The organism is Pectobacterium sp. PL64, assembly GCF_022477975.1.
In the GTDB taxonomy this organism is placed as follows: Bacteria; Pseudomonadota; Gammaproteobacteria; order Enterobacterales; family Enterobacteriaceae; genus Pectobacterium; species Pectobacterium jejuense.
Map to the genome: position 1 here is coordinate 2115067 of NZ_CP092070.1, position 22207 is coordinate 2137273.

The window sequence follows — 22207 nt, forward strand, 5'->3', positions numbered from 1 at the left end:
GACCCACATTATTCACTTTCAAGGAGATGTTATGGCTGATATGACGATCACGCTCAGCATACAACCCGGTGCTGGCCTGTCATCAACAGGTCTGAATTCCCCGCTTTCAGGCAGCAACGGCGGGGCTTCGCCACGTTCTGCACAGCAGGATAGCCAGCTCATGGAGGCGCTGGGCACATTGCTTAGCGCGCTTTTGCCTAATACGCAGGGCAATACGCCGTCATCAACCGATGGCGGCCCGCTGGGCCAAGGCGGTGCAGGCAACGGTGGCAGCTCGGCGTTAGGGCAAAACGGCAGCCCTGCCGATATGCTGATGAAACTGCTGGAGACGCTGATTCAGGGCAAAAATGGCCAGGAAGCGGGGAATCCACTCTCTTCCGGTTCGTCGGGCGCGGCAGGCGGCAACGGCGGTGCCTCACCGCTGGCAGGTTCATCCGGCACTGGCGGCGCAGGCGGTGCGCAAAATCCAGAAGATCTGAGCCGTTCTCTACTGCAAGATTCGGCTGGCAGCGCATTAGACAATGCCATCAGCCCAACCGCAGACGGCGGTGGTCAACTGAGCGGCAACGATCTGTTAAAAGCGCTGCTGGAACTGATCGGCAATCTGATGGATTCACAGAAAGGTGAATTCGGTCAGCCGCAAGAAAAAGGACAGCCACAAGGTGGCGGCTCGCCGTCTGTAGGCGCACCGCAGGCCTCATCCGGTGGTGGTGGATCGCCTGCCGCGCCGTCTGCACCCTCTGCTGGCGGTGGTGGATCCCCTGCTGCTGCATCAGCCCCGTCTTCACCCGTTGGCGGTAACGGCGGCGGTGCGTCTGCCCCACTAACGGCCGCCCCAACCGGCGTTGGTGGTGGTTCTGCGGCATCGCCGACGACATCAACAGCCGGTGCTGGCCCAGTGGCATTCCCTAAGGCCAGCGGTGATGCCACCGTGGTAAATGACACCATCAAAGTCGGCCCTGGCGAAGTCTTTGACGGCGGCGGAAAAACCTTCACTGCCGGTAGCAAGTTAGGCGATGGTGGTCAGGCTGAAGGCCAGAAGCCAGTCTTTGAACTGGCGCCAGGCGCAACGCTGAAAAACGTGGTGTTTGGTGATAATGCGGCGGATGGCGTACACGTTCGCGGCGATGCCAAAATTGATAACGTGCACTGGACCAACGTGGGTGAAGATGCGCTGACGGTGAAATCAAATAACGGTAAGCCAGCCAACGTTGAAATCACCAACAGTAGCGCTCAGGGCGCTTCCGATAAGATTTTCCAGTTGAACGCGGATGCCAACCTGACCATCGATAATTTCAAAGCGAAAGATTTCGGTACGTTTGTCCGCACCAACGGTGGGCAACAAGGTAACTGGAACTTGAACCTGAGCAACATTGACGCAGAAAACGGCAAGTTCTCGTTCGTGAAAAGCGACAGTGAAGGGTTGAACGTCAAAGGCAGCAACATCAACCTGACGAACGTCAATAATCACTACAAAGTGCCGGATTCCGCCAACTTACAGGTGAAGTAAGATGCCAAACACAATGACATCTCCCGCACCGACACGCTGGGCGGATATCGCCAGACAAGGCGGATACATTACGCCGGCGCAACGTGAATCGTTCACGCAGGCTATCCATCTGGTGAGGACACAGTTGAACACGGTGCTCAGCCAGTCAGGATCGCTGCGACGGGGTGAGTTCGAGTTCGATGCGTTTGTGGACTCGCTGGAGCAGGATTTTCTGCATCAGGCCGACATCCATACGAAAAACGGGCTACATAGCGACGTGGCGCAGACCTCGTTCTGGATCGCCCGCCTGATCGCCGATCGTTTTATTGCGGTGCGTCAAATGTAATACGTGCGCCATTACCGCACCGGGGAAAAGCCAGCCAGGGAAGCCTGTGCTGGCTTTATTAGCTCAGTTCGATAGACGTCAGGCGTGGACGTGAATAAGCCATCACCCAATAGTGACCGTTCCCCCACCAATCACCACGCCACCACAACTCACACCATCTCCCGTTCTCGCCGCGGGTTTACCATCAATAAATACACTGGATGAACCACTGCTAATACTCCGAGCATGACCATGAGGAGCCAGCGGATCGCCTTGTCGAGCCAACGGCATGCCATCAACCTTAACCGTCGATGACCCCACCGCGACGGGCGTCGGCGGATGGCTACCGTGCCCAGTATCGCTATCGCCTAATTTAACTGCGTTACCCATTTTTATCCCTTGTTAATACGTCCGTTACAATATCGGCGTCAGCAAGCTATTTGCTTCAGCAACATTATCCCAAACGATCTCTAATAGAGTATGAGAATCGTTCTCGAATAAGATCTTTTTAGTCAGTCAATTTAAATGTTGGAGCAAACCAATTTATTACTTCAACATTTTCCAGCATTTAATTTCATATGACTGGAATTACTTTTCCATCAACAAAAGCAAATATTGGGGAGTAGTATCCCAAACTATCATCCCCATCCTCATCTTTGACTGAATAAGAAAGAGGGGATATAGTGTGATCTGATTTATTAATAAAACGAACCATTCTATTTTTATTTATAACTTCAATTTCATAATCGTTCCAGTTTATGGGAATCATTTTAAATGATTTACTTTTAAAATCATCTATGAAATTTCGGTCATTATATATTTCATCAATCGAACTGCCCGTTGTCATTGCCCATGATCGTAATGATTCGTTAAGGTATTTTTTTATTTTTTCGTTATTTTTTTCTGCAAAAAGATGCCAGAGATCGAGATAGGCAATTTTTAACGCCTGAATCTGCTCAGTTTTTCCGGTAAAAGGTGTGGCTTTTGTCCATTTCCACTCAGGGATATTCTTAAGATGGACTTTTTTAGTAAACTGATAGAGTTCCATACCAGCAGGGAAATAGTTATCGATCAGATAATCCGAGGAGAGATGTCCCATTTCAACCTGCTGTGCTGTGATTTTCTTTACCATCACTTTTTCAGGTTTAGCACTGTCCACTTCCCCGCCTGATTGCGCATAAGGAATACCGTCTTTACCGATAGCGATAGTGAACTGGCTTAATACCTTCGACTGCTCGCCTTTAAACGCAGTGAGAGCCACTTTACACCCTGCATCCGACTTAAATGCCTTGCGTCCATTATCATCACTAATATTTTCCTGTGAGAACCAGCCCAGCGCTCCTATTTCAACCGTAATATCATTTTCGCCATTTTCCAGCGCAAGCAATGCGTTAGTGCTGGATGTACCAAACCCTCTCCCAGCAACCGCTGAATCTCGGTTATCCATCCCCAGCACGCCATTAGTCTTGATAGCGCAAAACGCCGAGTTAATATCGAATACGCTGCGGATCCTTAATGGTTCATTAGCGGCATTGGCAGTAGACATCATCATCACTCCTGACAGTATTAGGCAATTCCATTGAAAAAACTTCCCCATCATGCGCTTTCCTTGTTTTTCTAACGTTTCGGATTGGATCCCATGGCCCAAGGTTCCTGACTCGTTTTTTTCACTGCATTATATTTGGGATTAGATCCCATTGCCCACGGCTGGGCGGGTATAACTTTTGGTTTTTCGATAACTCGCTCTTTACCAAACAGATTCACTCTCATTGCCGATTTATCCGCGTCTAATGGTCCAGCCAGTTCAGTTGTTGATTTGTATGAGTAATTTTTATTTGAACTGTTTTTCCCTTTACGTTTACCCCCTTCTTTAAAATCAGCCATTAATGCTACTTCAGCCGTAATACCATCGTGGTACCCCACCAAATCGATACCATCATCATGCGGATCAAGCTTCATTCCGGCTTCTGTTTTGAGTACGCCTAGGGCCTTTAGCGCAATTTCTAAAAATAGCACTTTTGTTTCAAATGATTGGCTGACAACCCCTTCCAGAACAAAAGCCAGCTTATTGTTGTCGTCCTCTGGCGCGAAGGTCCATTGTGCTTGCTTATAGGCCGCGCCGACAGAAAAATGCAGCTCTGCAGTCAATTTTATATAACACTCGAGGGAACTGCCGCCCTTCGCGATATATTCCCGGCACTTTGCGGCAATACGTTCTACTTTACAGTAGGCCGCCAGAAGCTGTATCAGGTCTATTTTCATACTCATGCTAAGGAAGGGTGCCGCGTAAAGCCCCATAAAATGCGTGGCATCATCAACACGGTCTTTGCACTGATACGCGTAGGATACCCCCAGATTAATTGGCTCAACGGAGAAATCAAACAGGCGATACTCGCGCGTTCCCTTTTTTTCGGGGTCGGGCTCAGGCAGGAGATATTTGTTGATATTCGATAAAAAGCGCTCTACTTTGCCAATCTGTTCCAGTGTCTTGACCGTTTTGACTTTATTACGCGTCGTCTCCGCAAACTTAGCCGAATATTCCGTACCACCGATTTTCAGCCCGTACTCAATATTCAGCTTCTGCTCCTGCGTGATTTGAAACTGATCGGTCTGCAATGTCCAGCCACTCCGCAGTTTATTGCCGTTTTTAGGCTGGGTATTCTCCATCTTTTTTCTGGCAGCGATCTGTTCATCCCGTCGCTCCTTCCAGGTGCGCTTTTTGCCTGTCAGCTCGTAGCTGAAACCGATAACAGCCCGTAGCTCCACTTCAGGATAAACATCTATTTGTGCATAACTCGCTTTACCCGTACAGCCCTGCGTAATCAACTGATAACGATGGGGAGCGGCAATGGCATCAGAGGGCAAATGAATACGATTGAAATAGGACCATATCGGATCGACGGGCGGATCATCCTGCTCACTATCAGCAGGTTTCTTGTAATAGAGCGTGATGGGGTTTGGCGTTCCGTTCTTTAACGCAATTTTCTCATTTCCACTCTCCAACGTGGCCTGCGGACAGGTTGGCTTCTCGCACTTCCCTTCTATTTTTATCGTTCCCTGACTGCCGGTTCCATCATCCAGAACTTTGAGATGAATGTTCTGCTCAACAGGCCAGGCATGCGTTTTCTCATCGAATACATCGAGCGTTATCTCATAAGTACAGGGATCGGGATTATTGCAATTTGCGCAGGCACTGCCCGCCGCAAGTGAGACTTTTCCTTCAGACATACGCTTTTCCTTTAGCGGGGAATATATCCCAATGTATCTTTAAGCAAACGTTCAACCCGGTAATGGCCGGGAAAGCTTTCATTACTTAATAAGTTCTGCCATACCGCAGGGAGTTTTTTTATTGAATACATCTCTTTTTCTATTAACAAATGCAGTAATCCGCGAATAGCGCGATCGTCTTCAATGCCTTTTGCCTTACAAAAATGATAACACTCGCTCACAGCCTCTTTGACTGTGAAGCGCTCTCGCTCATCTCGTGAGTCATGATAGCTATCATCCGTCTGGCTCATTTTCCATTCGGGAGTATGCGGTACAACATATTGTATTTTTTCTGCGTATTGAGTAATCGTTTTAGTCGTTAACCCCCCGATGTATTTCATTTCCGCACAGTGATTCAGTAAATCAAGTTGTGGCTGGCTGATTCTGAGCAACTTCATTCGGCTTTTAGCCGTTGGCGGAAACTGGGCACGAGCGGGCTGAAAATGCTCTTCCCGGATTATTTCATTATGGACAGTCATCATTTTTTCAATCGGGCCCATAAAACAATGCAATTCCCATTCACTCAGAACATGGCATAAATCCCAGATATTCCGTGGATCATAAAAGCGGAAAAACACGGGTTTATCTTCTGAGGGAAGAAGAACCTGTAAATATTTACGCAAATGTTGGCGTAAATCCTTCATACTCACCGACGTAAATAAATATATTCCCCACGGAGAAATTTTATTCACCAACCAGGATGAAACCTCATGCGTGACTTCAACTAAATAGGGAGCCAGCGGGACTAACTCTTTCTGTAAGGGCTCCGCATATAAGCAACAATGCGGCGTATCGTGTTCAGCCAAAAAATCCAGCAGTCCCTCTTCAATTGAACCGTCGATAACGGCATATTGTACGATTTCACTCACTGTTTTCTTTCTCCTTTGCCGGACAGTGCGCCACAAACATCGTCCCTGCCGCCGCAGCCGCTTTCAATATCGCCGGATCTGCAGGAAGTGCCACATCGCCCGGGCTGCCGCCTGAATTCAGATTGATGGCTGGCCCTTTGATGTCCACCCCACCAGCGTGGATGACCACAAAGCTGCCTCCGACCCTGAGCGTTAATTTGCTGCCGCTTTGCAGCGTCAGGTCGCCGTTGCTGTCCACGCTGAATACGCCGCTGATTTTCTGCGTCAGATCGCCCTTGACCTGTATGCCCCGATCGCCTTCGGTCAGCGATAAATGGTTGCCTGTGGTTTTGTGATCCTGATTGCCTTCTACCGTGACTTTACGATCGTTGGCGACCACCAGTTCTTCATCATGTCCGATGCTTGTTGTGCGGTTATAGTCCACACGCTCATCTTTGGAATTGAGGACCCGCACTGCCATATTTTTCTGGGCGTGGAGGAAGATCTCTTCGTTGTCGGTCGCATCCTCAAAGCTGAGTTCGTTAAATCCTTTGCCTTTATGGGTTAGTTGCATGGAAAGTACGCCCGGTCACAATCGGCTGGTCCGGATCGCCTTCAAGGAAGCTCACGATCACTTCATGGCCGATACGCGGGATAGCAATCATGCCGTACTGGCCGCCCGCCCAGCCCTGGCTGACGCGCACCCAACAGGAACTCTGGTCATTGCTCGCACCGTAGCGATCCCACGGGAATTGCAGTTTTACCCGACCATACTGGTCGCAGTAAATCTCTTCCCCCGTCGGGCCGACGACGGTAGCAATTTGCGGGCCGTCCACCATCGGTTTGTATGGCATCGCGGCACGCCATGTCGTCGTGCCTTTCACCACGGCAAAACTGTTGCTCATGGTCGTCGGTTCGCCGCCGCTTTCCTCTTCCAGCGCCTGCGGCTGCTGCCCGACGTGCGTCACGCTCACCGTCTGCCACACCGCGTTCAGCGCCGCATTCGGGTGCTCCGTCAGGGTGAAGGTATTGCCCGGCATCAGCCCCGCGCAGTTGGATTCCCCTTCGCTCGTCACCGCCCCTGAACGTAGTGCATCCAGCCGGTAACCACTGAACGCCTTGCCGCTCGGGTCTTGCTTATAGCGACCTGGATAGTCGTAATGCTGATAGCTTTCGCGCTGATGCTCCAGCTCACCGCTCATTTTCTTGTGCAATAGCCCGTAAGCCGGTGTCTTGAAGCTGTAGTCTTTCAGCTCGACTTCGGCCGTACTCACCCGCTCCGCATAGTGGAAGCGCCGGACATATTCGCCCTCGCTCAGCCCCTGCGTCGCCAGATTGAAGAACAGCTCAGGGCCTTTGGTCAGCGCACCCGCATCGTCGGCAAACACTACTCGATGTTTGCCCTCTTCGTATTCGTGGAAGAAATACATTCCCTCCTCGGCAGCCAGACGGGTGATAAAGGCTAAATCGCTTTCCCGATACTGCACGCAATATTCGCGCACCGCGTGCTCGTTACGCAGCGCAAAGGCGTAGTCGGTAATGCCCGCTTCTTCCAGCAGTGCACCGATAATCGCCTCCGGCTTTTGCGCCTGAAAGATGCGGGCGTTGGTGCGTAATCCCAGTCGCCACAGGGCAGGACGGACTTCCACCTGATAGCGCGTGCGGCGGAATCCGGTGTCACCCTGCGTGAAGCCACTGACAATCCCGCTGACGCGACGTTTCAGTTCGCCTTCATACCAAATCATCAGCTCGCACGGCTGGTCCAGCACCGCGCCGAAGTCAACATCCGGCAACGCGCTCGCCAGACTCAGCGACAGGCTAAAAGGCCGGTTCAGCCCTTCATCCAGCCTGAAATCCACCACCGCGAAAGTGCCTGCTTCCAGGGCACCGACCTTTACGGTGAACTGTAATCCTGTACTGTTTGCCACCTGCTTTCTCCTTATTTTTATTCTTGCTCTGCTGCCACGGCTACCGCATGCGCCGATGCGTTCCGCCGCTCCCCTGATGAAAAGCAAAATGCTTAAACTGTGGTCTGAGTTTGCTCACACCACAGTTCATGTTGATAGAGCATCACATTGATAAAACAAGACGTTATAAAGACGCCCTATTGGCTAAAAACGCTGAGTGGGTGAAAAGTGCAAAACATTTAAGTCGAGCAGAGATTCGGTATGTTCACGTCGTGGGAAACAAGAAGGTCGCGGGGCTGAAGCGGTGTGAAGAGCGATGAAAACGTTCCATGTGACATCCTTGACGCTATTCCTTTTAAGAAAGTACGCATAAAGGATAACAAGATGTGCATAGCGCTAATCGCGCAAAGAAAGGACTAAAACGAAGCAAGCTGATTGATTTGAATTGAAATAATCACATTGAAGCCAATAACTAGGAGCAGTGCTTCCGCCCTGCTCCCTGTCGTTTTTTCGCTTTAGCTGGAGAGCTTTTGCAGCCCCATATTGACGATACGGTCGCCGATCATCGCTGCATCAATGCCCAGAGACGCGCCGCCGTTGCCGCGAGCGTGCAGGTTGGTATTGCCGGTATCGCCCGCCACCGCGCTCTTGATCATGCCGACCGCCTTCATGAATTTATCCATGCTGTCTTTGGTCATGCCGTCATCATCCGGCTTGCTCAGCGCTTTCGCCCAGGATTTGTCATCCTGCTTCGCCGTCTGCCAGTTGTCTTTCTGGTATTCCGGTTTACCGAAGACTTCAGGGTATTGATCCATAAACTGACCAATCTCTTTCGCCATCTTACGGTCTTCTTTATCGACGAAGTAACGCGTCGGGCTGTCGTTGTGCGTGCTGATGTTGTTCAGTTCCTGCAAACCGGCTTTTTGCCCAACGCTCATCCCCAGCGTGCTACCCAGTTGGTTGAACGCACCCGCGCCGCTCAGGCCTTGCAGACCGTTATTGCCCAGCTGCAGCGGTGACGTTTGTCCTTTCGTCTGGCTCAGGCCGTTGCCCAGAATGGCGGACAGCGCATCGTTAACGCCTTGGGTATAGGCAGAAATTTCCGGTGACGACGGCTGTTTGTTGCCGAAAAGCCCACCCTGCTGCTGCGACATGCCGCCGCCCAGCAGATCTTCCAGCGCGCTAAACAGCAGACTACCCATCATGGCAGATGGATTCATGGCATTCATGCCGGCCCCCAGCGCTCCGCCTAATCCACCGCCGAGCGCACTACCCAGCCCGCTGCCAAGACTACTGCCGAGACCGCCACCTAAACCGCCACCCAGCAAACCGCCGCCGAGTCCGCCCAGGCTGCTGCCTAAACCACCAAGACCACCGCTCATGCCGCCGCCCATCATGCTGCCCATGAACATCATGGTCGTCATGATATCGGACAGCTGTTCTGCGATGTTGCTACGCTGGCCACCAAACGCTGACTGCGATGGCGATCCACCATTCTGTGAAGACTGAGATTGAAATAAACCGCCGTTACCGCCCGCCTTGATCGTGATTTGCAGAGAGGTTCCGCCACCAAGAGAATTAAGCATAATGTTTCCTCAATGAGTAAATGGGTTATGAAAGCGCCAATGATGTGCGGTCAGCCCGCGTGATTGTGACACTCCCCCATTAAGTGATTTCCTTGCTCACTCAGTTCCCGTCTTATGCACGAAAACGCATGACTTTTTCACGGTTCAGCGCGGCGGCAGACCGGCCAAACGCCACAGTTCGTCGATTGCCGCAACCGAGTCAGTCAATGTGGATAACGTGCGACGTAACCGCAGATGTTGCTGTTCATCCAGGCTCAGGCCGCAGGCAAACAGCGCATCCGCCTCCAGAAAGCGGCGTTGTAAAATTTGCCGCAGCATACCGGGGTAATGTCGTGCAGGCGCCAGCGTTAAAGTGAGCATGGCCTTATCCGCCGACACCGCCGTAAACCACAGCGTGACACCCGACTGTACCGGCCAACAGGCCGTCGTCTCGGTCTCCAGCGCCGTGAGGAAGTCATGCTGATTATCGAATACTGGCGCTGGCTCACTCATCCACGCTGACCCTGCTGTAATCCGCTGGGCTACTGCGCAGATCGGGCTGCCACCAGATGATTAATTGCCGCGTTTCCGGCTGCGGACGACAGGTTACCGAGGCGCAGTTGGCGATCTGTCGCGGGGAAGTGCAGGCGCTCAGAAGGAGTGCGATCAGCGCGACGGACAGTGCTTTATGATTCATGACCCTTTCCTGTTTTAGTTGAAATCGCTACTGAGATGTCAGCAGGTTACGTCGGGCTGGCTGGGACGTTAGCGCGGGCTGCAACGCAAGGAACACCTCGCTGGACTCCCCCGGTGCCAGAGTTGTTTTCGGCCACACCGCCACCGCTAACGTGCGGCTACTGGCACAGGCGGCCTCATCAAAACGCTGCGGCTGTGTGCCGCCGTTACGCACGACACCGACGCTCAGGCGCACCTGACCGTTGCCGTACCATTGATAGCGCGAACTGTCGTAGATCAGGCCCGACTGCGAGCGGCATACCTCTCCCAATCGCGTACCTTTGCTATCGGCCTGAAACCCAGCGGGAAGCTGGCGGCTGGCGAGATCGCGAAATGCGCCTTCAATCAGGCTGTAGAGATCCGTTTTACCGTTGCGCTGCGCGACGCGGTTCATGGCACCGTTCAACTGCTGACGATTGGCGGAGGAAACATAGCGTGTGGGATCGGTTTGATCGCCGACCAGATGCGGCGTCAGGATAAACAGGCGCTCACGGCGCGAGACTTCATGACGCGTCGAGGTGAACAGCTGCCCCAGAAGCGGGATATCCCCGAGGATCGGAATACGACGATCGCGGTCACCGCTCTCTTCAACATGAAAACCACCCAGCACCAGCGCGCGGTTTTCACCAATCAGCGCCTGCGTGCTAACGGTGCCGCGTTTCACGCCGGAGGCCTCACCTTCGCGCCCCGTCTCTACCTGACCGTCTTCGATATCGATAACCAGTTGGATGCTGCGCTGCGCCCCTTCGCCGATCACACGCGGCGTCACCTGCAGGCTGGTACCCGCCGTTACAGGCTGAATGTCCGCGACGCGTTCGCCCGTCGCCGTGATGAACGCCGTCCGGCTGAAATCAACAATCGCGGGCTGATTTTCCAACGTCAGCACGGAAGGATTGGCAACGATGGAGGCCGTTCCTTCCCCCTCCAGAGCCTGAATATCGGCGAAGAAGCGCTTAAAATCGCTGACAAACAGGGTGCTCCGCCCCATCATCATGGTGCTGCCTGCACTCACATTGCCAAGCTGCGCCTGCCAGTTTGCTTCCAGTCGCGACATGGCAGTTCGGTCCACATCCAGAATAATGGCATCAATGTTGACCAGATTTTGCGGGACGTCGATATGGTCGACGAGCTGCTGATACTCCGCGCGGCGTTTTTCATCATCCCGAATCAGCAGCGCGTTATTACGCACATCGGCGGAAATCTTGCCGCTTAGCGTCACGCGGCCTGCCCCCTCACCGTTGCGACCTGGGTTGTTACGGGTTGCCAGCCGGGTCATCAGCGAGCGCGTACTGTCCCGCATCGCTTCCATGCCGTTATCCGGCTGCACGGGCATCGGGCCGGATGCGCCTGCCGGTGCCGCACGCTGACCATCCATCAACTCATTGAGAATGGTCGCGACGCCGGGAATCGTGACTTTTTGATCGCGATATTGCAGCGTCCGGTCAGATACCGAGGCATAGCGCAACGGAAAGATCATCACCTTGCGCCGTTCGTCCTGCTTTTCCCGCTGCTGGCTGAAATTACGAATCAGATCGATATACGCCTGCGGACCGGTGACCAGCACCACGCCCTCTTCCGGCAATTCACCCCAGCCAAAGCGCGCATCGAGCAGCCCGATACCGCTGAGCGCCTGTTTGATATCGGGGGCGGCATCCGGGGAGATTTCCAGACGCACCGACGCCTGTTCGTCCTGCGGGCTGACATAGAGCGCATTGTTATACACGAACCACTGAAAGCGGTGCTCCAGCGCCAGCCTGTCGAGGAAGAGCGTGGGGTTATCCGCACGAATTTTTGCCGTAACCTCATTGTCCGCAATATTGCCCAGCACCAAATCCACGCCGTGGCTGTTGGCAAAATCCGTCAGAATCGCGGACAGCGGCGTTTGCTCGGCAGAATAGGCATACGCGCCCTTATTCCAGTCGGCTGGCGTGGCGGCATGCGCCAGCGAAATCATCCCGTTCACTGGGATAATCCCCATCAGCACCACCGCCCAGCAAAACCAGCGATAGATCGCCAGCAACGTGCTATACGCGCGATGACGTATCAATCCCTTACGCATGTCGTTCTCCTTGCAAAAAAGCCAGCGTGTTTAGATTCAGTGGAGCGGAAATGGGCGTTTTCGCCCGCGGCATGAGCAGACTCAGCCAGACGTCCCGTTGGTTAAGTAAGGTTTCCAGGCTGCGACACAGCTGCATGACGTCATCGGCATCGGGCCGCATCCATAGCCAGAGCTGTTCATCCTGCGGTGAGAGCGACAGGATGGCAGTGTCATCCTGAAACTGGGCGTGGGCGGCATCGGCCAGCTGTAATGCGCGCGCCAGCATCGACTCATCCGGCAACGCACGCAGGGGAATGGCCGCGCTGCACGCCACGCCCGACGACTGCCGCACAAGCGCCACCGCCCCGCCATCAATGTCCAGCTTCAGCGCCGGCGTTCCGCCGTTTAGCCAACGCTCCAGCATCACGGCCAACTCAGTTGAAGTCATTGATGATGGCCTTTGCCAAGCCGTGTTTCACGCTCAGCAACTGCCCGACCGCCCAACTGGCATTGGAATAGTCCATGCTGGCTTCAAAAAAGGCATAACTGTCGGCCTGACTGGCTCCACCTTCTGCAACGTTCAGCGCAATATCATCCAGCTGTTGCTGCGAATCGACCAGATGCGCGTCAAGGCGACGCTGAATGGGGTTAAGGGACATAGCACGCTCTCCTCATAGGGTATTTTCCTCACAACACGGTTTGGGTCGTTGACGAGAACTTTTGGTCGTAAACCTAAACGTTCTCGTCATTGACTCAATAGTGAGTGGTTAACCCCAGCATGCAGTTCCCAATGGCAGGCGATGATTTTATATTGCGGCGGGATACTCAGGAGGAAGCAGTTGCGCCGTCGCCTGCCGCCAGCTCAGCGACATCACGCCATGTGCGGTAATCAGCTTCATAGCATCGTTATCAAGCGCGTCATCGCTGGCGAGACGCCACTCAAGATGTGTATGTTCATCCAGCCAGTGTTGTACATCAGCAAGCTGGGCGGGATGGCAATACAGCGTTCCCCGACTTTCTCCCTGCTGTTGCTTCAGCAACTGCCGCAGTAAAGCGTGATGGCGCGACGGTGCGGGCGTTTTATCCAGCAAATGCGCCAGCGCATCGCGCAGCAGCTGTCCGGCTTGCGTAATCATGATCTTTTCCAGATCCATTCGATCTTGTTGAACACCCTGCAATAGCGCGCTTGCCTGCTGCCAGAATTCCGCTTCTGCCTGTTCAACCGCCTGCTCACCGAGCGTTCGGGCACGTTCGTGTGCCTGTGCCACAATCGTATCGGCCTGCGCATTGGCTTCTTCCCAGAGTGTCCGGCTACGACGGTGCGCCGCGACGCGCTCCGCCGGAATAATCACCGTTTCATCCCGACTGCCGCCGGGTAATGTCGCAAACGTCTTCGTCGTCAGCATGCTTCGTCCTTAGCAAAATGAATAGAAATGAGGAGGGTTATGTGGGGGTCGATGCCTTCCAAATCAGGGCATCGCACAGCGCATTCAGCCGGGCGGCGGGCAATGACATCGTCGGGGCATGGCAAGCACAGGCCCCATCGTGAGGAAAAAGCAGCCGCAGACGCGGCCAGCACGTTTCACCATAGCGAATGCGCAGCAGCGTCAGCGCATCCTGATGTCTCGCGTCGGGTGACGTCGACGAGAAAGCAGAAAAAGTGACCGCTGACGGTAGCCATAAGCCCGGCCGCAGCGCCTTTGCCAGCCGCTCGCACCATATGCCCTCCGCGTCCGAACGATCCGGATTACGCACGGGCTGACACACCCGTGCCATCAGGCGCAATACCGTTTCCCGCTGCGCCGTATCCAGCGCCCCCATTTGCATCAGTGAGGCAAGCGGATCCGGCGGCAGCACCAGCGGCAGAGAAAAATGGCGATGAAGCTGCACAGCGTTCACATGCAGCCAATCGCGACGCCGCGGCGCATCGGGTAATGTCACCTTCCCGTTCCACCAACTGGGATCGGCTTGTAACAGGCAGTCCTCTGCCCACCAGATCAGCCAGGCAAGCGGTGTGAGTTCGCCCGACTCATGCTGCTGGCTTTGCGCTTGTGTGGTCATGGTGACGACGACGCCCCCGCTTTTTTCTGCTGCCACTGTCGCAGGTAAGGCGTGCCAACGCGCCAGCCTAATAGCCCAGCCAGCAGCAGACCGAACAGCCCCGCGCTCCACTGCCAGCGTCGCATCTCATCCGGCGTGAGCGTAAACGGCCCCAGCGTGACCACGGGGATCGTGTCCTGATACGGTTCCGCCGGAACAAAGACAATTGCCAGTTCTTTATCATCTTTGCCAGACAGGCCGGGAATGCTGCTCGCGACCATACGGCGGATGCGCTGCTCCATCCCATCGGGCTCCAGCTCGGCACGATATTTGATAAACACCGCCGCCGAGGCGGGCTGAACCGGCTCGCCGGGGGCAATACGCTCGGGCAGCACCACATGCACCCGCGCCACCAGCACACCGTCGATCTGCGCCAGCGTCGCCTCCACTTCCTGCGACAGGGCGTAGATATAGCGGGCGCGCTCCTCCAGCGGCGTCGAGATCACGCCACTTTTCTGAAAGACCTCACCCAGATTGGTACGCGATTGCTTCGGTAAACCCGCCGCATTCAGAATATTGACGGCACGTTCCATGTTTTTTGCATCGATCACCAGCGTGACGCCGGTTTTGTCCACCCGTTTCTCCGCGCCGATCTGATAGCGGCCGAGCATCGAAATCGCTTCGTTGGCATCGTTCTCCGACAGCCCGCGATTCAGCTCAATTGGCTCGCCACAGCCAGCCAATAGCCCGATCAGCAGAAGAAACACTCGCTTATCGATTTTCATAGGCCGCTACTGTAAGTTGGTGAGTTTTTCCAGACTTTGCACACTTTTCGCCACCAGTTTGGCGCTCAGCAGACTTTCCAGATAGAACGACGACAGCGTTCGGGTCGCATCCAATACATCCTTTGGATTATTGGAACGCATCGACTGGCTCACATCGCGTTCGGCGGATTTAAAAACGCCGTTCAATCCCTGAGATTTTTCCGCCAGCGCGCCCAGCCACTGACTGTTGCCGCTTTCTGCCGTCATCGGTGTCGACGACAGCGCTGCGCTAAACCAGGACACATCCTGATTCGTGGCAGAAGAGGAAAAAGACGTGCTGTTGTCCGCCAGCGGTGCATCCCCCGGCTGGGGCAGCGTAGTAGCGTGGTTGATTTTCATGGTGTGGATTCCATCGCGGACGGGATAAAAATAAAGCCGGAGCAAGGCTCCGGCTCGTTGCATCACGATCAGAACTGGATGGCTTTCGCCGCTTTCTGCCCGGAGTTCAGTGATTTGGACGCGGAATCCATCTGACCATCCAGAATGGAGTTTTCCGTATCCAGCGCAATTTTCTGTGCCTGAGCGCCCGCAGCACGAGTCAGAGAACCGGCCATCGCGGTATCCAGAGTCTGAGAAGCCGCCTGAGATGCAACCTGAGAAAGTCCTAAAGCCATGATATATCTCCAAATATGATGAATGTTTACGGTAGTGAACTGTCATGCTGTACATACAGTCATCTTGTTCATTCATTAAGTGGGAGTGCGGGTCAGTGAGTTCCAACGGAAAGGAAATTCTTTCGGCAATAACGATGCGAGGGGAAGAACTAGCCTAGTTTTCTCTGTGTTTCCGGCCGTTAGGCATTATGGATTTTCTTTTAGAATAATAGAAAGCGTTGTTACCTGACCGAAAGGCCGTACGTTGTTTCTGATTTTCAGGAACGTTTTTATGCTGTGCAACTGGCAAGGATGCGATATTTGAACCCATGCCGTACTATTCCCGTCACGCTGCCAAATGGTCGCTATGCTCACCTTAACTACCAACACCGGATTGTGGTTCAGACTTATTTTGATTTCGTTTGCCAGCGCATTGCTGGCGCTGTTTATTGGTCAGGGAATTTTATCTAGGCTGGAACAAACGCAGCTGCAGCACTATAGCCAGGACGTGCTCGAACAAGGCACCGCCGTCGCCCGGGAAAGCCGGGAAACCATTGACCGCGTGCTGACGCTAAATAACACGCCTTGCTCCATCGCCGATCTGAAAGAATTACGCCTGCTCTCCTTTTACTCCGTCTATCTACGAGATATCGGGCGAATCAAGAACAACTATCTCATCTGTTCCGCGGGCTGGGGCATCCTCACCCCACCCATTTATCTGTTACCGCCGAACCTGACGACCGATGAAGGTGTACAGCTGTGGACCGCGATGAAAGATGTGGTGGATCCGCGTATTACCGCAGATATGGCGAGCCTTAACGATGTCGTCACGGTCACCGCTGCCGCCGCATTTCGTCATTTCACTCAGCCACCCGCCGAATACAGCGCGATGCTGCTCACGCGTAATCTGGGGCATATCTATCAGACCTTTGGCAACATCGACTTCCCGATGTTCAAGGAGAAACGGCATGAGAGTAACGGGTGGTTGACCATGGGAAAACGCCAGACGTTTTTCTGCGCGGCGACGCTGAATGTCTGCGTGTTGGCTCAGTTGGATTCTGCCGGCATCCTGTATCGCCCGTGGTACATCATCGCTGCGCTGTTTTTTGTCGGGGCGATCCTCGGGACCAGTTTTTCCCTGTCCTACCAACTCTACTACGATCGGCACCATGCTTTACCCTCACAGCTAAAACGCGCGATCAAACACCAGCGGTTTCAGGTACATTATCAGCCGCTGATCAGCCTGCCACAGCGCACCATTATTGGCGTAGAGGCGCTGGCGCGTTGGAAAAACGAGCGTGGCGACAACGTTTCGCCAGAGTTTTTTATCAGCGCGGCTGAAAAAATGGGCTACTCAGATGAGCTAACCCGCATCATTACGCGTCAGGCGCTGCGTGACATGCAGCCGTACCTCACGCAGGACACGCCCTTTCTCCTGAGTATTAATCTGTCCGTCTCCGACATCATTTCGCCGGATTATCATCGCTTCCTACAGCAAATGTGTGATGAATTGGCGATCGATAAAACCCGCGTCATGCTGGAACTCACCGAGCGGTCAAGCACGTCCCACAAGACGCTGGCTGATGGCCTTGAGGCGCTACGGCGCTCGGGCTATAAGATCGCGCTTGATGATTTCGGCACGGGCTATTCCAACCTCGATTATCTGAGCCATTTACCGTTCGATATGATCAAGATCGACAAGATTTTTGTCGACGCTATCGGCACGGACACGGTTAATGCCGCCATGGCCGATCTGTTATTCACTCTTATCAAAAAACTCGACGTCCCGGTGATCATCGAAGGAGTGGAAACGCGCGAGCAAGCCGCCTACATCCTGCAACAGTGCCCGTCGGCGATTATGCAAGGATGGTATTTCAGTAAGGCCGTCGCATTACACGATCTACCGGATATCCATCACTATCCGTGCCCGCCGATAGAAAAAATGCCGACGGAAACGGTGTAGACAGAAACGAGGTAAATAGAGGCGGTGTAACCTGAAAGCAGGCCGACTGGCAAAAGTCGGCCTGCCGTCATTGGCTACCGCATCCCGATCGGTAAACGGCGGATAGTCAGCCCTCATGCCTGACAGGCTTCCCCGCCCCCTGCGCACATCTCTCGCGCCGTCACGTTGAGCACTTTCAGGCGGTGATAAAGCGTCCGCTTGGGGATCCCCAGCTCCACAATCACATCGTCAATGCAGTGGTCGTGGCGGCGCAGCGCATCCTGAATCAGAAATTTTTCAATCCGCTTTAAGCGATCTTTCAACTGCAAAGGACGCGGGTGCAGCAGCGGCTGGATTTTCGCCAAGGGCGACAACCCCAGCGCCCAGCGATCCGCCGCCGCTTTCAGCTCGCGGATATTGCCTGGCCAGCTGTGGGTCAGCAGCTGTTCGTAAATGTCTGCCGTCAGCGGCGGCAGCGTCATTTTCAGGCGCACAGCAGCTTCCTGACTAAAACGCTGAAACAGCGGCAGAATGAGATCGCTGCGGGAACGCAGTGTTGGCAGTTGAATCTTTACGGTATCCAGACGGAAATAGAGATCGCGGCGAAACAGCCCTTTTTCCACCAGTTGCAGCAGCGGCGTTTGCGTCGCCACAATCACGCGCATATCCACGGGCGTGAACTGGGTGCTTCCCAGCCGCTTTACGCCACGGCTTTCCAGCACGCGCAGCATCTTGGCTTGCAGCGTCATGGGCATACTGTCGATCTCATCCAGAAACAGTATTCCCTTATCTGCACTTTCCAGATACCCGGCGCGGGAGCGGTTCGCGCCAGTATAGGCGCCCGAGACCACGCCAAACAGCTCACTTTCGGCCAGATTTTCCGGCACGGCGGCGCAGTTCACCGCCACCAGCGGACCGCTGCATCGAGAAAGTTGATGAATGCGGTTCGCCAACGTGTCTTTGCCCGTACCGGTTTCACCTTCCAGCACGATGTCGACATTGAGAGGCGCAATAACATTAATGATGGGTGAGAGCGATGAATGAATATCATCGGCTGTGTGTGTGGAATGTCCCGACGATGGCGGGAAATAGTCTGCTGATGACCGAACGTTTTCTAATGAGGGCTTTTCTAATGATGAAGGCGCTAATGGTGAATGCTCTGATAACGAATGCACTAACAAAGAAGCGTGCTGTCTGTCCTGATGGTAATAATAACTCATTAACTACTCCTGAAGCCCAGACGGGGCTAACTGACTGCCTTCCATAACGTGGTGCTCTACCGTGCATCTGTCGCGTTTCTCCGCATAACGTCGACCAATACCTCTCCAGTAGAACGATGATAAGCATTACTGCCATTGAATAATGAAACCATCAGGCATCGCTGAACATCAGGTAGGAATTCCAGAGGAATTTGTAGGGAAATGCCTACAAAAAACGGCCAATATAAGCAAAAACAGTCTGTTACTTTCCTGAACAATTAGCAGGAAAACGAAAAGATATCGTCAGGAAAATGTAAGTTTCAGCAAAAGGGACTCACCGACTGTTGAATCCCTTTTATCTGTTATTTTTCGCACAGCGCATTCCCACCGCTAGGGAATGAGCTTCTTACTCACGACATACTTCACAATTTCCACATTGGTGCTGAACTGCATTTTCTCCATCAGACGCGCTTTATGGGTGCTGACCGTTTTGTTGCTGATAGCCAGCTCATTGGCGATGGCGTTAATGCCCATCCCCTGCGCAAACATAATCATGATTTGGTGCTCTCTGGCCGTCAGCACATCGTGCGCGGCTCGGTCACCCTCCGTGTAATGGGAAAACACCAACTGCTCGGCAATCGTATGGTCGATATAGCGAGCGCCCTGCGCCACGCGTCGGATCGCCGACAGCAGCGCTTCCGGGTCTTTATCTTTGGTGATGTAACCTCTGGCGCCACTCTTCAACGCATGCTGCGCAATTTGCGCTTCGCTATACATGCTGAGCACCAGAATCGGCAGACGTGGATATTGCGCCACCACGCGTGAAATCAGCGCTTCACCGCTGATGCCAGGCATTGACATATCCAGCAGCAGCAAGTCAGGGATCACGCTGCGCAGCTGCGCCAGTACCTGTGCACCATTTCCCGCTTCGGCGACGACGCTCAGCGAGTCATCCAGCGCAAAGATCTGCTTGAGACCTTCACGCATGATGACGTGATCGTCGGCGATCATTAAACGTATTGGTTTGCCCATCGCTCATTTCTTCCTTTCGTTATTCTTATCCCGCGGTTAACGGGTATAGCCATTTTTAGGAAACGTTAGCTGCACCAACGTGCCTTTGCCGGGCGCGCTGTCTATAACCACTTCGCCTCCCAGCATCCGTCCGCGTTCTTTCATGCTCATGAGTCCGAAAGCATTTTTATTTTTAGCGCGGGAATCAAAACCTTTACCGTTGTCCTTGGTGCACAGCACCACGCAGTCCTGCTGGTTATCCAGCGTAATGATTACCTGCGTGGCAGCGGCGTAGCGCGCCACGTTAGTCAACGACTCCTGCACGACGCGGAAGGCCGCTGTGGTGCTCTCGTCATTGAGCACCAGCGGTTCTCCCAACGTTCGCAGAAGACAGGTTGCGCTGTAGTGCCGGTTAAATTCGTCACACAGCCATTCCAGCGCAGGCGTCAGCCCCATATTCAGTACATTCGGCCTGAGCCGGGTCGAAACGTTACGCACCACCTGGATCGTTTGGTCAGTCAGCTGCATCAGCTTTTGCAAATGCGTCTGCATATCTGGGTTTTCCTTGGCAAAGCACATGCGCATGAGCGACAGGCTCATGCGCATCGTGGTCAGGTGTTGCCCCAGCTCATCGTGAATTTCCTGTGCGATATGCTTACGCTCTTCTTCGCGTGAAATCTCACGCTGACGCGCCAATAAACGCAGTTGCATATGCGAATCGGCCAGTTTCTTCTCCGCATAGCGAATCGCCGTAATGTCCCGTCCGACGGTCAGAATGGACACCAGCGCGCCGTGCTGATCGAACTCAGGCACACAGCGAATATGGTGAATATGATGGTGACGCTGCTCACCTCTCCCCAACTCTTCCATGACTTCACCTTCTGCACTGCTGCGGGTATCGACAACCAGCCGCACCAGCTGCTCTATGCGGATCGCACAGCCCACGCCGGGCATCAATTCCGTAATCATACGGCCCTGAAGTTGCTCTACGGTGAAATCCAGATGTTTCAGACTGGCGGGGTTGGCGTACAGGCAGTTCAGGTTGGCATCAAAGCGGATAATCAAATCCGGCGTGTTCTCCACCAGCGCGCGAAATTCCTGCTCTCGCGCGTAAGCCAACTGCTCGATATGTTTACGTTCCCTGATATCTCTGACTACACACATGTTGTAGCTACGTCCTCTGTGTTGGAAATGCGTGAGATTGACCTCGACCGGAATCGTCATGCCATTGCGGGTGAGGTGCTTGGTTTCAAACGTGGTGCCGCCGCCCAATGCATATTCATGAAACCAGTCGGGCGAGCTATGCTCTGCGACCCAGTCGGGATCGATATCGGCAACGCTCAAATGCATGAATTCCGTAATGCTGTAGCCCAGCGTCTGGCTGGCGGCTTCATTGACGTAACAAAAACGCTGGTCTTCGTTGACGATATAAATCGCGTCCTTGATGCGGCCAAATGCAAAATCCACCAGTTCAAGCTCGGGGGCTTTGGTTTTCTCATCAGAACGAAAAGGTTGGGTGAACATCATTGCCATCTCCTTATTTGAATTAAGACTATTGTGCAGCCACCCGCCGTGCAGGTAGCGCAATACGGCGTCTCAACATTCCAGAAGATGGACAGGGAACCCTGCAACGGCATCAATGCGACCTAATATCACGGCGTGCGACCACGAACTGAACGGCAACCGCCATAAGAAATAACGCGGTTACCAACTCAGTCAGTGAAAAACGGCGGGTGCAGGCGCGTCCTTTCGTCCCGTGAAATGCCGTCAGGATTCAACAGCCTGACGGATCACACCTCGGGCACGAGACAGCCGCGACCGCACCGTACCGATCGGGATCTCCAACTGCAACGCGAGATCCTGATAGCTGGCATCGGTATCCAGCAATTGCATCAGCATCTGACGGGTATCTTCAGGCAGTGAGACGATGGCATCCATCGCGCGTTTCAAGGACCGCTGACTTTCGGTGATAGCACCGGGATCGAGTTCTATCGCGATATGTTCCAGCATCTCATCGCCCATTTCCTGAGCGCGCTGGCGTGCCTGCTTGAAATAATTGCGAACCAGGTTGAGGGCAATACCGAATACCCACGTCTCCGGCCGCGATGCTCCCGCAAATTTATCCTGATGTTTGAGCACTTCCAGATAGGTCATTTGCTGTAAATCCTCCACGTCGTCATGGTTGCTGACGCGCTTGCGGATAAAGTTATGCAATTTCTTTCCGTGTTGACGAAACACCTGTTCCCAATCGACAGATAACGCTGGGTAAAGCGAAGGGGTCTGTTCGATGTGTTTCAGGGTAGACATTTCCATTAGCTGACTCTCCGTTGTTGTGCCTCATTGGCAAAAACGGAAGAGCAAGCCTTGTGCCAGCCCGAAAAGTTTTTTATCACACTGATTTTAAATCAGTTATTTTTCACTTTG

The 22207-nt window shown here is 53.6% G+C and carries 22 protein-coding genes and 1 pseudogene; 3 read left to right on the forward strand and 20 right to left on the reverse strand.

The genetic code is table 11. The features are described from left to right. Positions 1 to 31: 31 nt before the first annotated feature. Positions 32 to 1510: a pectate lyase gene (locus tag HP572_RS09335; RefSeq protein ID WP_240585434.1), complete on the forward strand. Its 1479-nt coding sequence runs from the start codon at positions 32 to 34 to the stop codon at positions 1508 to 1510. Between the two features lies 1 nt (position 1511). After that, positions 1512 to 1835, forward strand: coding sequence for a DNA-binding protein (locus HP572_RS09340; RefSeq protein ID WP_095699577.1), 324 nt, complete (start codon positions 1512 to 1514; stop codon positions 1833 to 1835). Between the two features lie 102 nt (positions 1836 to 1937). On the opposite strand, the gene HP572_RS09345 is transcribed toward HP572_RS09340, so the two are convergent. From HP572_RS09345 to HP572_RS09420, 16 genes and pseudogenes are all read right to left on the reverse strand, one after another. Continuing rightward, a complete protein-coding gene (locus tag HP572_RS09345; protein ID WP_240585435.1) occupies positions 1938 to 2204 on the reverse strand; it encodes a type VI secretion system PAAR protein in 267 nt (88 codons plus the stop codon). Between the two features lie 184 nt (positions 2205 to 2388). Beyond that, positions 2389 to 3414: a hypothetical protein gene (locus HP572_RS09350; RefSeq protein ID WP_240585436.1), complete on the reverse strand. Its 1026-nt coding sequence runs from the start codon at positions 3412 to 3414 to the stop codon at positions 2389 to 2391. Between the two features lie 17 nt (positions 3415 to 3431). Further along, positions 3432 to 5042 carry a hypothetical protein gene (locus HP572_RS09355; RefSeq protein ID WP_240585437.1) on the reverse strand — a complete coding sequence of 537 codons (1611 nt, stop codon included), beginning with the start codon at positions 5040 to 5042 and terminating at the stop codon, positions 3432 to 3434. Between the two features lie 11 nt (positions 5043 to 5053). Then, positions 5054 to 5950, reverse strand: a complete 897-nt coding sequence (locus tag HP572_RS09360) for a DUF4123 domain-containing protein (protein WP_240585438.1) — start codon at positions 5948 to 5950, stop codon at positions 5054 to 5056. After that, positions 5943 to 7857: pseudogene (gene tssI, locus HP572_RS09365) on the reverse strand (type VI secretion system tip protein TssI/VgrG). The gene HP572_RS09360 and the pseudogene tssI overlap by 8 nt, the downstream one beginning before the upstream one ends. Before the next feature lie 494 nt (positions 7858 to 8351). After that, a complete protein-coding gene (locus HP572_RS09370) occupies positions 8352 to 9422 on the reverse strand; it encodes a type III secretion protein HrpN (protein ID WP_305852624.1) in 1071 nt (356 codons plus the stop codon). A 144-nt stretch (positions 9423 to 9566) separates the two neighbouring features. Beyond that, positions 9567 to 9914, reverse strand: coding sequence for a type III secretion protein (locus HP572_RS09375; protein ID WP_240585439.1), 348 nt, complete (start codon positions 9912 to 9914; stop codon positions 9567 to 9569). Continuing rightward, positions 9907 to 10098 carry an HrpT family type III secretion system protein gene (hrpT, locus tag HP572_RS09380; RefSeq protein WP_095994667.1) on the reverse strand — a complete coding sequence of 64 codons (192 nt, stop codon included), beginning with the start codon at positions 10096 to 10098 and terminating at the stop codon, positions 9907 to 9909. Before hrpT ends, HP572_RS09375 begins: the two co-directional genes overlap by 8 nt. Before the next feature lie 27 nt (positions 10099 to 10125). Beyond that, positions 10126 to 12195, reverse strand: coding sequence for a type III secretion system outer membrane ring subunit SctC (gene sctC, locus HP572_RS09385; RefSeq protein WP_240585440.1), 2070 nt, complete (start codon positions 12193 to 12195; stop codon positions 10126 to 10128). Then, complete coding sequence (locus tag HP572_RS09390; RefSeq protein ID WP_240585441.1) at positions 12188 to 12622, reverse strand: type III secretion system chaperone; 435 nt, start codon at positions 12620 to 12622, stop codon at positions 12188 to 12190. The genes sctC and HP572_RS09390 overlap by 8 nt, the downstream gene beginning before the upstream one ends. After that, the gene (locus HP572_RS09395; RefSeq protein ID WP_009112566.1) at positions 12609 to 12833 is read right to left on the reverse strand and encodes a type III secretion protein HrpF; all 225 of its coding nucleotides are present in this window, start codon (positions 12831 to 12833) and stop codon (positions 12609 to 12611) included. Before HP572_RS09395 ends, HP572_RS09390 begins: the two co-directional genes overlap by 14 nt. A 147-nt stretch (positions 12834 to 12980) precedes the next feature. After that, positions 12981 to 13580: a type III secretion system stator protein SctL gene (sctL, locus tag HP572_RS09400; RefSeq protein WP_240585442.1), complete on the reverse strand. Its 600-nt coding sequence runs from the start codon at positions 13578 to 13580 to the stop codon at positions 12981 to 12983. 37 nt (positions 13581 to 13617) lie between these two features. After that, positions 13618 to 14235 (reverse strand): type III secretion protein, encoded by a 618-nt coding sequence (locus HP572_RS09405; RefSeq protein WP_240585443.1) that lies wholly within the window; start codon positions 14233 to 14235, stop codon positions 13618 to 13620. Then, positions 14232 to 14999: a type III secretion system inner membrane ring lipoprotein SctJ gene (gene sctJ / locus HP572_RS09410; RefSeq protein ID WP_240585444.1), complete on the reverse strand. Its 768-nt coding sequence runs from the start codon at positions 14997 to 14999 to the stop codon at positions 14232 to 14234. Before sctJ ends, HP572_RS09405 begins: the two co-directional genes overlap by 4 nt. A gap of 6 nt (positions 15000 to 15005) precedes the next feature. Then, positions 15006 to 15377, reverse strand: a complete 372-nt coding sequence (locus HP572_RS09415) for an EscI/YscI/HrpB family type III secretion system inner rod protein (RefSeq protein ID WP_240585445.1) — start codon at positions 15375 to 15377, stop codon at positions 15006 to 15008. Between the two features lie 68 nt (positions 15378 to 15445). Continuing rightward, positions 15446 to 15652, reverse strand: coding sequence for an Hrp pili protein HrpA (locus HP572_RS09420; RefSeq protein WP_009112561.1), 207 nt, complete (start codon positions 15650 to 15652; stop codon positions 15446 to 15448). 346 nt (positions 15653 to 15998) lie between these two features. Between HP572_RS09420 and HP572_RS09425 the strand changes: the two genes are divergently transcribed. Continuing rightward, complete coding sequence (locus HP572_RS09425; protein ID WP_205555016.1) at positions 15999 to 17594, forward strand: EAL domain-containing protein; 1596 nt, start codon at positions 15999 to 16001, stop codon at positions 17592 to 17594. Between the two features lie 113 nt (positions 17595 to 17707). Here HP572_RS09425 and HP572_RS09430 read toward each other — a convergent pair whose 3' ends face one another. The 4 genes from HP572_RS09430 to HP572_RS09445 all read right to left on the reverse strand — a co-directional run bounded on the left by HP572_RS09430 (position 17708) and on the right by HP572_RS09445 (position 22096). After that, positions 17708 to 18793: a sigma 54-interacting transcriptional regulator gene (locus HP572_RS09430; RefSeq protein ID WP_240585446.1), complete on the reverse strand. Its 1086-nt coding sequence runs from the start codon at positions 18791 to 18793 to the stop codon at positions 17708 to 17710. Positions 18794 to 19162: 369 nt separating this feature from the next. Continuing rightward, entirely contained in the window at positions 19163 to 19804 is a 642-nt protein-coding gene (locus tag HP572_RS09435) for a response regulator transcription factor (RefSeq protein ID WP_240585447.1), read from the reverse strand. Positions 19805 to 19840: 36 nt separating this feature from the next. After that, a complete protein-coding gene (locus HP572_RS09440; protein WP_205555018.1) occupies positions 19841 to 21310 on the reverse strand; it encodes a PAS domain S-box protein in 1470 nt (489 codons plus the stop codon). 240 nt (positions 21311 to 21550) lie between these two features. After that, positions 21551 to 22096: an RNA polymerase sigma factor gene (locus HP572_RS09445; RefSeq protein WP_014915551.1), complete on the reverse strand. Its 546-nt coding sequence runs from the start codon at positions 22094 to 22096 to the stop codon at positions 21551 to 21553. Positions 22097 to 22207 lie beyond the last annotated feature (111 nt).

Excerpts from the sequence above, each read along its gene's own strand:
- HP572_RS09370 (WP_305852624.1), bottom strand. The coding sequence starts at position 9,422 with ATGCTTAATTCTCTTGGTGGCGGAACCTCTCTGCAAATCACGATCAAG.
- HP572_RS09350 (WP_240585436.1), bottom strand. The coding sequence starts at position 3,414 with ATGATGGGGAAGTTTTTTCAATGGAATTGCCTAATACTGTCAGGAGTG.
- HP572_RS09430 (WP_240585446.1), bottom strand. The coding sequence starts at position 18,793 with ATGAGTTATTATTACCATCAGGACAGACAGCACGCTTCTTTGTTAGTG.
- HP572_RS09345 (WP_240585435.1), bottom strand. The coding sequence starts at position 2,204 with ATGGGTAACGCAGTTAAATTAGGCGATAGCGATACTGGGCACGGTAGC.
- HP572_RS09395 (WP_009112566.1), bottom strand. The coding sequence starts at position 12,833 with ATGTCCCTTAACCCCATTCAGCGTCGCCTTGACGCGCATCTGGTCGAT.
- HP572_RS09435 (WP_240585447.1), bottom strand. The coding sequence starts at position 19,804 with ATGGGCAAACCAATACGTTTAATGATCGCCGACGATCACGTCATCATG.
- HP572_RS09375 (WP_240585439.1), bottom strand. The coding sequence starts at position 9,914 with ATGAGTGAGCCAGCGCCAGTATTCGATAATCAGCATGACTTCCTCACG.
- HP572_RS09335 (WP_240585434.1), top strand. The coding sequence starts at position 32 with ATGGCTGATATGACGATCACGCTCAGCATACAACCCGGTGCTGGCCTG.
- HP572_RS09420 (WP_009112561.1), bottom strand. The coding sequence starts at position 15,652 with ATGGCTTTAGGACTTTCTCAGGTTGCATCTCAGGCGGCTTCTCAGACT.
- sctC (WP_240585440.1), bottom strand. The coding sequence starts at position 12,195 with ATGCGTAAGGGATTGATACGTCATCGCGCGTATAGCACGTTGCTGGCG.
- HP572_RS09445 (WP_014915551.1), bottom strand. The coding sequence starts at position 22,096 with ATGGAAATGTCTACCCTGAAACACATCGAACAGACCCCTTCGCTTTAC.
- HP572_RS09355 (WP_240585437.1), bottom strand. The coding sequence starts at position 5,042 with ATGTCTGAAGGAAAAGTCTCACTTGCGGCGGGCAGTGCCTGCGCAAAT.
- HP572_RS09425 (WP_205555016.1), top strand. The coding sequence starts at position 15,999 with ATGCTCACCTTAACTACCAACACCGGATTGTGGTTCAGACTTATTTTG.
- HP572_RS09415 (WP_240585445.1), bottom strand. The coding sequence starts at position 15,377 with ATGAAAATCAACCACGCTACTACGCTGCCCCAGCCGGGGGATGCACCG.
- HP572_RS09405 (WP_240585443.1), bottom strand. The coding sequence starts at position 14,235 with ATGACCACACAAGCGCAAAGCCAGCAGCATGAGTCGGGCGAACTCACA.
- HP572_RS09440 (WP_205555018.1), bottom strand. The coding sequence starts at position 21,310 with ATGATGTTCACCCAACCTTTTCGTTCTGATGAGAAAACCAAAGCCCCC.
- HP572_RS09340 (WP_095699577.1), top strand. The coding sequence starts at position 1,512 with ATGCCAAACACAATGACATCTCCCGCACCGACACGCTGGGCGGATATC.
- sctL (WP_240585442.1), bottom strand. The coding sequence starts at position 13,580 with ATGCTGACGACGAAGACGTTTGCGACATTACCCGGCGGCAGTCGGGAT.
- HP572_RS09390 (WP_240585441.1), bottom strand. The coding sequence starts at position 12,622 with ATGACTTCAACTGAGTTGGCCGTGATGCTGGAGCGTTGGCTAAACGGC.
- sctJ (WP_240585444.1), bottom strand. The coding sequence starts at position 14,999 with ATGAAAATCGATAAGCGAGTGTTTCTTCTGCTGATCGGGCTATTGGCT.
- hrpT (WP_095994667.1), bottom strand. The coding sequence starts at position 10,098 with ATGAATCATAAAGCACTGTCCGTCGCGCTGATCGCACTCCTTCTGAGC.